The following is a 13,009-nucleotide window of genomic DNA, read 5'->3' as shown; positions in this document are numbered from 1 at the left end:
CTTGTAATGGTTATGCCTAGTCGTGGCCGGAGCATACACAAGCCGCGCCCATCGCCCAAGGCTCAATCACGGCATTTTCGCCGTGAATACCCATTACTTTCGATAGGCCGCCACTACGCCTCGGGCTGACCGGCCGGTCGTCGGTGCACGCATTGGTCTTGCCACGTTTGCCCTGACCACCCCGGCCCCCTAGAATGCCGCGATGCGCGACGATCTCTCCTTTCTGCTGAATTCCCTCAACGACGCTCAACGCCAGGCAGTAGCTGCCCCGCTTGGGCGTCAGTTGGTCCTGGCCGGCGCTGGTTCCGGCAAAACCCGTGTGTTGGTGCACCGTATCGCCTGGCTTATCCAGGTGGAAAACGCCTCGCCGCATTCGATTCTGTCGGTGACTTTCACCAACAAGGCGGCTGCCGAGATGCGTCATCGCATTGAGCAGTTGCTGGGGCTGAACCCGGCCGGCATGTGGGTGGGTACCTTCCACGGCCTGGCGCACCGCTTGTTGCGGGCGCACTGGCAGGAAGCCGGGCTGAGCCAGAGCTTCCAGATTCTCGACAGCGACGACCAGCAACGCCTGGTCAAGCGGGTGATCCGCGAGCTGGGCCTGGATGAACAACGCTGGCCGGCACGCCAGGCCCAGTGGTTTATCAATGGCCAGAAAGACGAAGGCCTGCGGCCCAAACATATCCAGCCCAGCGGCGATATGTTCCTGGCCACCATGCGCAGCATCTACGAGGCCTACGAAGCGGCCTGCCTGCGCGCCGGGGTTATCGACTTCTCCGAACTGCTGCTGCGCGCCCTCGACCTGTGGCGCGACCACCCAGGCCTGCTGGAGCACTACCAGCGCCGCTTCCGCCATATCCTCGTGGACGAGTTCCAGGACACCAACGCCGTGCAATACGCCTGGCTGCGCCTGCTCGGCAAAGGCGGCGACAGCCTGATGGTGGTGGGCGATGACGACCAGTCGATCTACGGTTGGCGCGGGGCCAAGATCGAAAATATTCACCAGTACTCCAGCGACTTCCCGGATGCGCAAACCATCCGCCTGGAGCAGAACTACCGCTCCACGGCGAGCATCCTCAAGGCGGCCAACGCGCTGATCGTCAACAACAGCGGACGCCTGGGCAAAGAGCTGTGGACCGATGGCGGGGAAGGCGATGCCATCAGCCTGTACGCCGCGTTCAACGAGCACGACGAAGCCCGTTACGTGGTGGAAACCATCGAAGACAACCTGCGCAAGAACGGCTTGCTGCGCAGTGAAATCGCCATTCTGTACCGCTCCAACGCCCAATCGCGGGTGCTCGAAGAAGCCTTGCTGCGGGAGAAGATTCCCTACCGCATCTATGGCGGCCAGCGCTTCTTCGAACGCGCCGAAATCAAGAACGCCATGGCCTACCTGCGCCTGCTCGAAGGCCGTGGCAACGATGCGGCCCTGGAACGGGTGATCAACGTGCCGGCCCGTGGCATTGGCGAGAAAACCGTCGAAGCGATCCGCGACCACGCGCGCCACAGCGACCTGTCGATGTGGGAAGCCTTGCGCCAACTGGTCGCCAACAAAGGCGTTACCGGCCGCGCGGCGACTGCCCTGGGCGGTTTTATCGAGCTGATCGAGAATCTGGCTGCCAAGGTCATGGATATGCCCCTGCACCTGATGACTCAGACGGTCATCGAGCAGTCCGGCCTTATTACCTATCACAAGGAAGAAAAAGGCGAAAAAGGCCAGGCCCGGGTGGAAAACCTTGAGGAATTGGTCAGCGCCGCGCGCAACTTCGAGAACAACGAAGAAGACGACCTCAGCCCGCTGGCGGCCTTCCTCGGCCATGCCTCGCTGGAGGCCGGCGACACCCAGGCCGACGAACACGAAGACAGCGTGCAGCTGATGACCCTGCACAGCGCCAAGGGCCTGGAATTCCCCCTGGTGTTTCTGGTGGGCATGGAAGAAGGCCTGTTCCCGCACAAGATGAGCCTGGAAGAACCCGGCCGCCTTGAGGAAGAACGCCGCCTGGCCTATGTGGGCATTACCCGGGCCATGCAGAACCTGGTGCTGACCTACGCCGAAACCCGTCGCCTGTACGGTAGCGAAACCTACAACAAGGTCTCGCGTTTCGTCCGCGAAGTGCCACCGGCGCTGATCCAGGAAGTGCGCCTGTCCAACAGCGTCAGCCGCCCGTACGGCAGCAGCAACAAGGGCGCAAACACCAGCAGCATGTTCGCCAATGCCGAAGTGCCGGATACCGAATTCCGTCTCGGCCAGGCAGTGAAACATGCCCTGTTTGGCGAAGGCGTGATCCTTAACTTCGAAGGTGCCGGCGCGCAGGCGCGGGTGCAGGTGAACTTTGCGGCTGAGGGCAGTAAGTGGCTGATGATGGGGTATGCCAAGCTCGAACCGCTTTGAGCCCTGCGTTTTCTGTTAGAACCTATCGCGGCTAAAGCCGCTCCTACGGGTTACGCATAACCCGTAGGAGCGGCTTTAGCCGCGATGCTTTTTCCGGTCGAAAGGATTCTCGCCGTGCGTTTCACTCCTGTATTGGCTTTGCTCACTTCCTTTCTGCTTCCACATAGCGCCTGGGCCGCCTGGTTTGGTAAAGACGGCCCAGCGCTGTCGGTCGAGCGCAAGGTTAGCCAGAACCGCGACTGGAACACCGGCATGCTGCGCGATGAGGTGAGCTTCACCCTGCGCATGAACGGCCGCACCCTCAGTGACGAAAAACTCGCCACAGCCATCGGCGCTGCCGGGACCGAGGATCGCCTGGGCACGCTCTGGGACGCGGTCAGCGCCGGGCCCAACGATGTCCTAGTGCTGTTCGGCATCGACGGCAATTACCAGTTGGCCAGTCTGCATGTGCAAGACAATCGCCTGAGCGGCCAGCTGCTGCTCAAGGACGTCACCCAGAATTGGTTCACCGATGCGCGCATGGCTGGCTGGGTGTCGGTGCAGCAGGAAGGTCACCTGCAACTGGTGCAGCTCAGCCCGCTGCGGGTGGTGGATGTGGGTGCCGGCGTGCTGTTGGATGTACGCGGCGATATCGCCCTGCTGGGCGAAGAGGGTTACCGCGGGCCGTCTTCCTTTATTCGTGCGCTGAGCATCAGCCAGGGCAAACCGCTGGCCGAGCTGCCCCTGGCCAAAGCCTGCTTTGTGCTGCCGCGGTTCGAGTTCACCCATCCGCTGGTGTACGCCACTATCCAGGAGTCGACTCTGGAGAGCCTGCGCTTTCAGGACGGCCCGGCCTGGTTCGAGGCCAATTTCGAATGGCTGGCCAGCCCTGCGCCGCAACTGCGCCTGAAAGCCAGCCAGCAACTGCCACGCCCGGCCTTGCAGCGTTGGTATGTGGGCCTGCGCGAGCCGGACCTGGGCCGCCAGCCGCGCGCGCCGGAAGACCTCGGTTATGCCGAAAGCCCGAGTTTCGACGACAGCAGCGACACCCTCGATGCCGAACCCGAGGCCTGCGCGACCAACCCCAATCCCCGCCTTGACGCCGGTAAAGAACCCTACCCGATGCAAACGGTAATGGCCGAGGACCTCTGCCTGAACGAGGATTTTCCCGGCATCACTGCCGCCATGCGCCAGCAACGCTGTGTGCTGCCGGCGAAAACCCGGGTGATCACCCAGGGCCCACAGTGGCAGCTGGAGGAACTGCGTTTCGCCTATCGCCCGCAGAACGGCAAGGTGCCCATCGAGCAGGTGATTTATCAATTGCGCCAGGGCAAAGCCCTGCATCGCGCCATCGCCAGCACCATGGGCGAAGACCTGCGTCTGCAGGAAGTGCTGCCGATTGGCGACGGCGAGGCGCTGATCAAAGCGCGCGGCGAAGGCGCTTATGAGCTGTTCCGTCTGTATTCCGATGCGGCGGGCAAACTGCGCCTGGATTACCTGGAAACCGTGCCCTACCCGGCGAATCCGTTCGATAACAGCAAACCCGGCTGGGTGTACCTGCGCAGCGCCGGTTACCTGATAAAGACCCAACCGTTCGGCTTCGAGCGCGTCGGCAAAGGGCTGTTGGATATACGCGGCAACGAGCTGTTGTTCCAGTATCAAAACGACGGCAGCGAAGGCCTGGTGCTGATCAGCATGCCGTTTCAAGCGGAGCCCCAGGCCGCTGGCGTGGCCGACGATGCGCCGCGCTATCAGCTGCGTGGCGACTGCCGGATGGACGACGACCCCTACTGGGAGTTCGCCGTGCCGCCGATCAACGCCAGCTTGGCGCAATCGGCGGCCTGGTTCAGCCGTAACTTCGATTACACGAACGGCAAGCCGCACAGCATTGTCCTACGTAAGGATCACCAGTTGCGCGTTAAACCCGGCTGCCGCCCTGACAGCCAATAGGCGCCAGGGCATAAATCCGGAAACATTCTGCTGCTGGTCATCACCCGGTGCCCTGTGCAACATGGCGCGCGTTGAATCCATTTAAGAGAGTTGCGAACCATGAAGCGTTTCATCAGCCTAGCCATGATGCTCTGCGTAGCGTTGACGCTCAGCCTCGACGCCAATGCAAAACGCATGGGCGGCGGTAAATCCTTCGGCTCCGCGCCTACCCACCAGACCCGTCAGGCCACCCCGCCGACCAGTCCGACTGCCGCACCTGGCAAAGCCGCTGCAACGCCAGCCGCTGCCGGCGGCATGTCCCGCTGGATGGGCCCACTGGCCGGCCTGGCCGCCGGTGGTTTGCTGGCCTCGATGTTTATGGGCGGTGGCTTCCAGGGCATGCAGATTTTTGACTTCCTGATAATCGGCCTGATCGCCTTTGTGATCTTCCGCTTTATCGCCGCCCGCCGCCGTCAGCAGAACGGCGGCCAGCCGGCTGGTGTGGGCGGTTATGCGCCAATGCAGCGCGACCTGCCGGCCAATCAGCCAGTGATCCCGGCGGCCCAATCGATCTTTGGTGGCAGCAGTGCTGCAACCGCAGCGCCGGTGATCAACGCACCGAGCTGGTTCAATGAGCAGCGTTTTGTCGAGGCCGGCAAAGAGCACTTTATGGCCCTGCAACAGCACTGGGACGCCGCGGAGATGGACAAGATCGCCGAGTTCGTCACCCCGCAGATGCTCAGTTTCCTGAAAACCGAACGTGCCGATCTGGGCGACGGCTTCCAGTCCACCTACGTGGAAGAGCTGCAGGCGCAACTCGACGGTATCGACGAATTGGCCGACAAAACCGTGGCCACCCTGACCTTCAACGGCATCGTCAAAACCTCGCGTTTCGACCAGGGCGAAGCCTTCAGCGAAAGCTGGCGCATGGAGCGCGCCAATGGCGAGAACGCGCCATGGCTGGTGGCGGGTATCCGTCAGAACAGCTAAGCGTTCTGCGCAACAACAAAAACCCGGGCTGGCCCGGGTTTTTTGCGTTTGCAGCCAGATCAAAAGCATCGCGGCTAAAGCCGCTCCTACGCGATTGCAGCGTTTGTAGGAGTGGCTTTAGCCGCGATGCTTTCGATTCTTCAGCAACATTCATCTTGTCGTTACTGGATGTTTCCCCGGATACTCGCCACGGGCAGCGCCAACCTGCCCGCATTCAAGGACGTTTATAACTAGAAAAAGGAGTAAGGCATGGCGAAGCTACGCAGCCCTGGGCAAAAACGTAAATTGTGGATCCGCGTCAGCATGATCGTGCTGGCCGTACTGGGCCTTACCGCGGCCTACTACATCAAAGGGCCGGAACAAGTCGCGGCCATCCAACTGGTCAAACAGCACAACGCGGCACAAGCCACGGTCAGTTCGCTGGAGCAGACGGAAGAGGAATACCGGGGCCGCAAAGGCCGCAAGAAAACCCGCACCGTCTATTCCCTTGGTTATACCTACGAAGTCAACGGCACCAGCTACGTCCATGAGCAGTCGATCAGCTATGGCGCGTACAACGCGCTGGAAGGCCACGAGACGCTGGAAGTCTGGTACCCCGATGGCAAACCGGATAACGCCAAGCCGCAACTGATCGTCGAGAGCCTGGCTAACGAAGACGGCGTCGAGCGCGCCTTGTTTGACGTCGCGCCCTGGCTTCTGCCGACCCTGCTGGTGCTCAACATCATCCTCACCCTGCTGTTCGGCCGTGAACCCAAAGGCAAGCTGCCGGAAGGCTTCTACACCGAGAACAGCTGGCTGGACGTCGAAGACGACCGCCTGATCGTGCTGGACGGCGACCATGTGCTGTCGCTGAGCTTCGACAAGAAGCACCGCAACCAGGTGCAGGAGATCTATCAGCGCGGCGGCCTCAATGGCAACTTCCTCGAAGAGATCCTCGCCAAGGTGGAAACCACGCGCACCCTGGTGGACCTCAACACCGTCAGCAAAGTGACCAGCGATCACTACGACGACGTTATCCGCCTGACCTACAACAACGGTGCCAAGGACGAAACCCTGAGCCTGGAATTCCTCAGCGCCACGGTTAAAGCCCACGCCCTGCAACGCATTGCCCGTGCCCTGCCGGCGACGCTGAACATGAACGTGGAAAAACTCACCCGCCTGCAAGCTGCCCGCGTGCCGCTAGTGGTGGCCGTGGTCAGTGCCGGGGTGGCGTACTACTTCCTCGACCATATCTGGGTAGTCGGCCTGCTCGGGCTGCTCGGGCTGTACGCCTTGAAGGTAGGCGCGGCGCGGCTGATCGACCCGACCATTACCACCACCTTCTCGGGTGACGCGGTGGCGAGCAAGTTGGTGGTTAACGGCTAAGGTTTTCTTCACCGCTGAATGTACCAATCGCGGCTAAAGCCGTTCCTACAGGTTGTGCAATCCGTAGGAGCGGCTTTAGCCGCGATGCTTTTACCGCCAGCAGATAGTTTTTTTCTTCGGCCCAGCTACTGTATAAACCCACCCCCCCATTGCCCGAGAAGAGCCAGCCATGGAAGAAGTTATCGACGAGCTGCGTGAACTCAACGAGAAGGTCCCGGTGCCCCTGGAGCTGCCGGATGAAGAGTTGCTGGTGGAGATCGAAGAGCAACTGCTGATCAGCATTCCGTTCGAATTCCGCGAGTTCCTGCTGAAAGTCAGCGATGTGGTGTACGGGCATCTGGAGCCGGTCACCGTGACCGACCCGCAATCCCACACCTACCTGCCGGAAGTGGCTTCGGTGGCCTGGTCGCTCGGCGTACCGCGCGAGCTGATTCCACTGTGCGAAGACAACGGCAATTACTACTGCGTCGAACTCGACGGCACCGTGCTGCTGTGGGATGGCGACGAAGAAGACCTCACCGACGAAAGCTGGGACTCGGTATGGAAATGGGCGCGTGAGGTGTGGCTGGAAAGCTGATTTCCCGGCCATGCGCGATATTGTAGGAGCGGCGTCAGCCGCGATGCGTTTCAAGATCAAGTGCATCGCGGCTGAAGCCACTCCTACAGAGTCTCAATGCGGATCGCGCTGTTCCAGCGTTTCCAGCAAGGCAATCTGCATCCGCGTATGCACGCGAATCAGCCAGCGCCACAGCAATGCGCTGACCCCAGCCGCCAACAGGGCGATCAGCACCAGCAGCTCCAGGGTCGGCAGAATGCTCGCCGACAGCGCCATCAACAGCAACAGAATCACCACCAGCGACAGCGCCGGAATCAGCTCGGCCACCACCTTGCGCACCCGCGCGGTGTGGCGCCCGGCCATTTCCGCCTTCACGCCCATCTCCGCCAGCAGCATCGATAGCGCCTTGAGTTTGCGGTAGGCGGCGATCAGGAACGGCAGCGATAACAGCAACGCCGCGCCCCAGATCAGGCCCTTCTGCGCGTTATCGGCCTGCACCCAGTCCGTCAGTTGCAGGGCCAGGCGATCGGCGAAGAAGGCGCTGACAAAGAAGATCGCCACCACCAGCGCCAGATTCACCCCCACCTGCAACAGAATCCGCCGGATCATCGCCGCCAACACCGCGCTTTCGCCTTGCGGCTGGATACTGCGCAACCACTCGCCATACATGCCGAACACCCGCGCCACCGGCTGCGGCACCACGCCGGCGAGCTTGTTGGACAGTGGGTCAGCTACGCGAATCAGGTATGGCGTCGACAAGGTGGTGAGCACCGAGACGGCCACCGCTACCGGATAGAGAAAGTCGCTGGTCACCTGCAGGCTGATGCCCAGCGCGGCGATGATGAAGGAAAACTCACCGATCTGGGACAAGCCCATGCCGACGCGCAACGAGGTGCGCCCGTCGTTGCCGGCAATCACGCTGCCGATGCTGCACGACACCACTTTGCCCACCACCACGGCAACGGTGATGACCACAATGGGCCAGGCGTATTCCACCAGCACGGCGGGGTCGATCATCAGGCCGATGGCGACAAAGAAGATCGCGCTGAACAGATCGCGCACCGGCTCCACCAGGCGTTCGATCTGCGCCAACTGGCGCGACTCGGCCATGATCGCGCCGATCAGAAAGGCCCCCAGCACCATGCTGTACTCAAGCTTCACCACCAGCAGACAGAAGCCGAAACACAGGCCAAGCACGGTGACCAGAAGCATTTCATTGCTTTCGAACTTGGCCACATAGGCCAGCAGACGCGGCACCAGCAAAATGCCGATGACCAGTGCCACCACCATAAACAGGCTGAGCTTGCCGACGGTGGCAAACACCTCGCCGGCCTCCACGCTGCCACTCAGGGCGATGCCGGACAGCAAGGCGATGATGCCGATACCGAGGATATCTTCGACGATCAGCACGCCGAAAATCAGCTGGGCGAAGCGCTCGTTTTTCATCTTCAGGTCGCCCAGCGCCTTGACGATGATGGTGGTGGAGGAGATGGCCAGAATGGCACCGAGAAACAGCGAGTCCATGGTGCTCCAGCCGAAATAGCGGCCGATCTCGTAACCGAGCCAGATCATCAGCACGATTTCCAGGAACGCCGCAATAAAGGCCGTGGCACCGACCTTGAACAGCTTGCGCAGGCTGAACTCCAGGCCCAGGCAGAACATCAGGAAGATCACCCCCAGCTCGGCCAGGGTCTTGATGGTCTGCTCGTCGTGGATCAGACCGAAGGGCGGGGTATGCGGGCCGATGATAAAACCGGCGACGATATAGCCAAGCACCACCGGTTGCTTGAAGCGGTGAAAGACGATGGTGACGATGCCCGCTACCAGCATGATCACGGCCAGGTCTTGAATAAAGCTGATGGCATGCATGGCGTCGGACTCCTTTTCACGACCGTGAATTATGGGAAAAGTCCGACCATATCACCGCCGCGCAGGGGCTCTGGGCGGGGGCAATAGAATGAAACAGTTATGCGGGGACTGTTTGCCACCGGTATCTCCGGACATCCGCGTACACAGGCAAATTCTGGGTCCCAGCCTGCGCTGTATGACGGATGTCTTTGTCAAAAACACCGTCGTCCCAGCGCAGGCTGGGACCCAGAATTTTCAAGGTAACGGTAATTTTCAACCCCGCGCCTGACTCTGCACCCCTTCCAGATCCAGCAGGTTAAGCAGGAAATGGCCGAAGTACGTCAGGTCCTGCTCCATGGCCAAGCGCGCCGCTTTGCCGTCACCCGCGCGCAACGCTTTCAGGGTGTCGTCATGGAAGTCATTCAGGCGCAGCGACAGGTCCGCTTCGGTAAACAGCCGATTGAAGAACGGCCCCACCTGCAACCACAGGCTCTCGATCTGGCGCAGCAATATCGGGTTGCCGCAGGCGCTGTAGAGGGTCAGATGGAACTGGCTGTTGTCATTCAGATAGCCCTGCACATCGCGGCGCTCCAGGGCGCTTTCCATACGCTCGACACAGCCCTCAAGCGTCGCCATATCGGCGCTGGTCAGCTGGCTGGCGGCGCTTTCCACGGCCAGCCCTTCGAGGGCCAGGCGCACCTGGAAGATATGCAGAAAACGTTCACGGGTCATGGCCGGTACGCGCAGTGAGCGCTGCGGCTCGCCTTCCAGCGCGCCTTCGGCCACCAGGCGCTGCAAGGCGGCGCGCACGGGCATGGGGCTGGTGCCAAGGGCACTGGCAAGGTCACGAATTTTCAGGCGTTCGCCCGGTTTGAATTGCCCGGCCAACAGGCCGGCACGCAGTTGCTGATACAGCAGGTCTTGTAGGTTCTCGGCCATGGCTATCTCACTTGGCCGCAACCGGCGGTGCCGGGAGCTGGTTCAGGGTCAGGCTGCAATCGTGGGTCATGGTATTTGTCCGCTTGGGGGTTATAAGGAAGGCTAAGCATACTTCGATCTTGTGATCACAAACCTTAGAAAAATTGTGAATTCGATGCAATATCTGCCTCTCTTGACATACCTGTGATCACAAATCAGCATGTGCGAAACCTAGAGCGAGCTATTTCCCATGACCGCCAGTGGCCTTAGTGACCGCGCCATCGCCGAATTTTCCGCTCGGGAACGGGCGCGTTTTCTCGCCGCCAACCCCAATTCCGTCGCCCTGGCCGAACGCGCCCGCGGCTCGCTGTTCGGCGGCGTGCCGATGCACTGGATGAGCGATTGGTCGACGCCCTCGCCACTGTTTGTCAGCCGCGCCCAGGGCGCACGTTTCTATGATGTGGACGGCCACGAGTACGTGGACTTCTGCCTGGGCGACACCGGCAGCATGTTCGGCCATTCCCCGATACCTATTGCCCGCGCGCTGGCCGAGCAAGGTGCCAATGGCCTGACCACCATGCTGCCCGGTGAAGATGCGGTGGTGGTCGGCGAGCTGCTGGCCGAGCGCTTCGGCCTGCCCTATTGGCAGGTGGCAACCACCGCCACCGACGCCAACCGCTTTGTGGTGCGCTGGGCCCGCGCCATCACCCAGCGCAAGACCCTGCTGGTGTTCGACGGCTGCTACCACGGCACCGTGGACGATGTGATGGTGCGCTGCCAGGACGGTCGTACCGTGCACCGCCCGGGTCTGCTGGGCCAGGCCTATGACCTTACCGAACACAGCCGCAGCGTGCCGTTCAACGATCTGGCGGCGCTCGAAGCGGCACTGAAAACCGAGGACGTCGCCGCCGTGCTGTGCGAACCGGCGATGACCAATATCGGCATGGTGCTGCCTGCGCCCGGCTACCTGGCCAAGCTGCGCGAGCTGACCCGCCGTTACGGCAGCCTGCTGATCATCGACGAAACCCACACCATTTCCACCGGCCCTGGCGGCTGCACCCGGGTGTGGAACCTGGAGCCGGATTTCATCACCCTCGGCAAGCCCATCGCCGGCGGCGTGCCGTGCTCGGTGTACGGCTGCAGCGCCGCCATGGCCGAGGCCATGCTCGAAGCCAGACGCCGCGCCAGCAGTCATGGCCAGGCCCACGGCCACAGCGGCATGGGCACCACCCTGTCGGCCAATGCCCTGGCCATGCACTGCATGCGCGTCAACCTCGAAGAGGTAATGACCGATGCTGCTTACGCCCATATGTTGCCGTTGGCCGAGCGCCTGGCGCAGGGCTTCGCGACCCTGATCGGCAAACACCAGCTGGCCTGGTCCGTCACTCAATTGGGCGCGCGCTGCGAGTTCCAGTTCTGCAGCCGTTTGCCGGCCACTGGTGCCGAGGCCGAAGCGGCGTTCCATGACGAGCTGCAGATGGCCTTGCACCTGTACCTGATCAACCGCGGCATTCTGATCACGCCGTTTCACAATATGACCCTGTGCTGCCCGGACACTACGGCGGCCGATGTCGACCGCCTGCTGAGCACCCTCGACCAGGCTCTGACCGAACTGCTGGCACTTCCCGGCGCCCGTGAATCTATTAGGTAACCCCAGCATGGCCTTCGCCGACATTCAGGAAGCCCACGCCTTCCTCGCCGCCAACCCGCAGGTGCGCAGCATCGAGTTGTTTATCATCGACAGCAACGGTGTGCCGCGCGGCAAACTGCTGCACCGCGACGAACTGCTGGCCATGTATGCCAATGGCCGGCCGCTGCCCAGCACCATCCTCGGCCTGACCATCAATGGCGACGATGTCGAAGACACCGGCCTGGTCTGGGAAGTCGGCGATGCCGATTGCTGGACCTACCCGCTACCCGGCAGCCTGACCCTGCAACCCTGGCGCGAACGGCCCACTGGCCAGGTGCAGGTAAGCATGCACCCGCAGCAGGGTATGCCAGCGACCGTGGCCGATCCCCGCCATGTGTTGGTGCGGGTGATCGATAGCCTGAAAGCCGAGGGCTACCACCCGGTGATGGCCGTGGAGCTGGAGTTCTATCTGCTCGACCGCGAACGCGGCGACAACGGTCGGCCGCTGCCGGCACGGCAGGCCAATGGTGCCCGTCCACATGCCACCCAGGTGTATGGCGTGTATGAGCTGGAACAGCTGCAGCCGTTTCTCAACGATCTGTATGACGCCTGCGAAGCCCAGGGTCTGCCGGCGCGCACGGCGATCTCCGAATATGCCCCGGGGCAGGTGGAGATCACCCTCGAACATCGCTTCGACGCCCTGCAAGCCATCGACGAAGGCGTGCGCTACAAACGCCTGGTCAAGGGCGTGGCCAACAAACACGGGCTGCAGGCCTGCTTTATGGCCAAGCCGTTTGGCGACCTGGCCGGCACCGGCATGCATATGCATGTGAGCCTGGCCGATGCCGACGGCAACAATCTCTACGCCAGCGAAGACCCAGCCGGCACCCCGCTGCTGCGCCAGTCCATCGCCGGCATGATGGCCACGCTGCTGGATTCGCTGGCGCTGTTCTGCCCCAACGCCAACTCGTTCCGCCGCTTCCAGGCCAACAGCTACGCGCCGCTGGCGCTGACCTGGGGTATCAACAACCGCACTGTGTCACTGCGGGTGCCGGGCGGCCCGGCCAATAGCCGGCATATCGAACACCGCATCTGCGGTGCCGACGCCAACCCCTATCTGGCCGCCGCGGCGATTCTGGCCGGCATCCAGCACGGCATCCGCCAGCAACTCGATCCCGGCGCGCCGATCACCGGCAATGGTTATGCCCAGGCCAGCGAGTTTCTGCCGACCGACTGGCTGACGGCGCTGACGGCGCTGGAACATTCGCAATGGGCGAAGGAAGCGCTGGGTGAGCAGTACGTAAAGATCTACCTGGCCATCAAAAACACCGAGTACCGCGAGTTTATGGGCGAGGTGGGCGAGCAGGACTGGCGTTGGTATTTGACTCAGGCCTGACGGCTT

Annotated in this window: 9 protein-coding genes; 7 read left to right on the top strand and 2 right to left on the bottom strand. The window is 62.0% G+C overall.

Going from position 1 to position 13,009, the window contains the following annotated elements; genetic code table 11:
* Positions 1-202 precede the first annotated feature (202 nt).
* The 5 genes from uvrD to ACVW0Y_RS07330 all read left to right on the top strand — a co-directional run bounded on the left by uvrD (position 203) and on the right by ACVW0Y_RS07330 (position 7,232).
* Positions 203-2,392 carry a DNA helicase II gene (uvrD, locus tag ACVW0Y_RS07350; protein ID WP_457437124.1) on the top strand — a complete coding sequence of 730 codons (2,190 nt, stop codon included), beginning with the start codon at positions 203-205 and terminating at the stop codon, positions 2,390-2,392.
* 114 nt (positions 2,393-2,506) lie between these two features.
* Entirely contained in the window at positions 2,507-4,321 is a 1,815-nt protein-coding gene (locus tag ACVW0Y_RS07345) for a hypothetical protein (RefSeq protein WP_457437122.1), read from the top strand.
* A 99-nt stretch (positions 4,322-4,420) separates the two neighbouring features.
* Entirely contained in the window at positions 4,421-5,290 is an 870-nt protein-coding gene (locus ACVW0Y_RS07340; RefSeq protein WP_457437120.1) for a Tim44 domain-containing protein, read from the top strand.
* A 249-nt stretch (positions 5,291-5,539) separates the two neighbouring features.
* A complete protein-coding gene (locus ACVW0Y_RS07335) occupies positions 5,540-6,655 on the top strand; it encodes a hypothetical protein (protein ID WP_457437118.1) in 1,116 nt (371 codons plus the stop codon).
* A gap of 169 nt (positions 6,656-6,824) precedes the next feature.
* Entirely contained in the window at positions 6,825-7,232 is a 408-nt protein-coding gene (locus ACVW0Y_RS07330; protein ID WP_457437116.1) for an SMI1/KNR4 family protein, read from the top strand.
* 93 nt (positions 7,233-7,325) lie between these two features.
* On the opposite strand, the gene ACVW0Y_RS07325 is transcribed toward ACVW0Y_RS07330, so the two are convergent.
* A complete protein-coding gene (locus ACVW0Y_RS07325; RefSeq protein WP_457437114.1) occupies positions 7,326-9,080 on the bottom strand; it encodes a cation:proton antiporter in 1,755 nt (584 codons plus the stop codon).
* Positions 9,081-9,332: 252 nt separating this feature from the next.
* Entirely contained in the window at positions 9,333-9,998 is a 666-nt protein-coding gene (locus ACVW0Y_RS07320; RefSeq protein ID WP_457437112.1) for a GntR family transcriptional regulator, read from the bottom strand.
* Positions 9,999-10,227: 229 nt separating this feature from the next.
* Here ACVW0Y_RS07320 and ACVW0Y_RS07315 point away from each other — a divergent pair, with 229 nt between their 5' ends.
* Together ACVW0Y_RS07315 and ACVW0Y_RS07310 are read left to right on the top strand one after the other, a co-directional pair.
* Positions 10,228-11,628 (top strand): aspartate aminotransferase family protein, encoded by a 1,401-nt coding sequence (locus ACVW0Y_RS07315; RefSeq protein WP_457437110.1) that lies wholly within the window; start codon positions 10,228-10,230, stop codon positions 11,626-11,628.
* A gap of 7 nt (positions 11,629-11,635) precedes the next feature.
* Positions 11,636-13,003 carry a glutamine synthetase family protein gene (locus tag ACVW0Y_RS07310; protein ID WP_457437108.1) on the top strand — a complete coding sequence of 456 codons (1,368 nt, stop codon included), beginning with the start codon at positions 11,636-11,638 and terminating at the stop codon, positions 13,001-13,003.
* Positions 13,004-13,009: the final 6 nt, after the last annotated feature.

The organism is Pseudomonas sp. TE3786, from assembly GCF_054057335.1.
Note: the sequence above shows the minus strand (reverse complement) of the source record. Positions and strands in the feature narration are given on the sequence as shown.

Bases quoted from the DNA above. Each gene is read 5' to 3' on its own strand.
- ACVW0Y_RS07325 (WP_457437114.1), bottom strand. From the start codon at position 9,080: ATGCATGCCATCAGCTTTATTCAAGACCTGGCCGTGATCATGCTGGTA.
- uvrD (WP_457437124.1), top strand. From the start codon at position 203: ATGCGCGACGATCTCTCCTTTCTGCTGAATTCCCTCAACGACGCTCAA.
- ACVW0Y_RS07335 (WP_457437118.1), top strand. From the start codon at position 5,540: ATGGCGAAGCTACGCAGCCCTGGGCAAAAACGTAAATTGTGGATCCGC.
- ACVW0Y_RS07320 (WP_457437112.1), bottom strand. From the start codon at position 9,998: ATGGCCGAGAACCTACAAGACCTGCTGTATCAGCAACTGCGTGCCGGC.
- ACVW0Y_RS07315 (WP_457437110.1), top strand. From the start codon at position 10,228: ATGACCGCCAGTGGCCTTAGTGACCGCGCCATCGCCGAATTTTCCGCT.
- ACVW0Y_RS07340 (WP_457437120.1), top strand. From the start codon at position 4,421: ATGAAGCGTTTCATCAGCCTAGCCATGATGCTCTGCGTAGCGTTGACG.
- ACVW0Y_RS07330 (WP_457437116.1), top strand. From the start codon at position 6,825: ATGGAAGAAGTTATCGACGAGCTGCGTGAACTCAACGAGAAGGTCCCG.
- ACVW0Y_RS07310 (WP_457437108.1), top strand. From the start codon at position 11,636: ATGGCCTTCGCCGACATTCAGGAAGCCCACGCCTTCCTCGCCGCCAAC.